The 270-nt window shown below is 64.4% G+C and carries 1 protein-coding gene; it reads right to left on the reverse strand.

Features of this window, described 5'->3' with window-relative positions; genetic code table 11:
- A partial coding sequence (locus F6S12_RS33395; RefSeq protein WP_315870071.1) for an AMP-binding protein occupies nt 1-270 on the reverse strand: 270 nt, incomplete at both ends.

Genomic DNA, 270 nt, shown 5'->3' on the forward strand with positions numbered 1-270 from the left:
TACAGCTCGCCGGCCACGCCAACCGGCAATAGGTTGAGGTTGGCATCGGCCACGTAGGCGCTGCGGTTGCCAACGATATTGCCGATGGGCGCGTAGGCCGCGTCGCACGGATCGCCCGCCTTGGCCTTCCAGATCAATGGCGTAACCACGGTTTCAGTCGGGCCGTAACCGTTGAAGATGTACTTCGGACGCAGCACTCGCCACGCCAGATCGTAACTGGCCTGGGGCACTGCATCGCCGCCGAAGCAGTACACCCGCACCGCCGGCGGA

Origin of the sequence: Pseudomonas sp. JV245A (genome assembly GCF_032424515.1) — a bacterium.
Taxonomy (GTDB): domain Bacteria; phylum Pseudomonadota; class Gammaproteobacteria; order Pseudomonadales; family Pseudomonadaceae; genus Aquipseudomonas; species Aquipseudomonas protegens.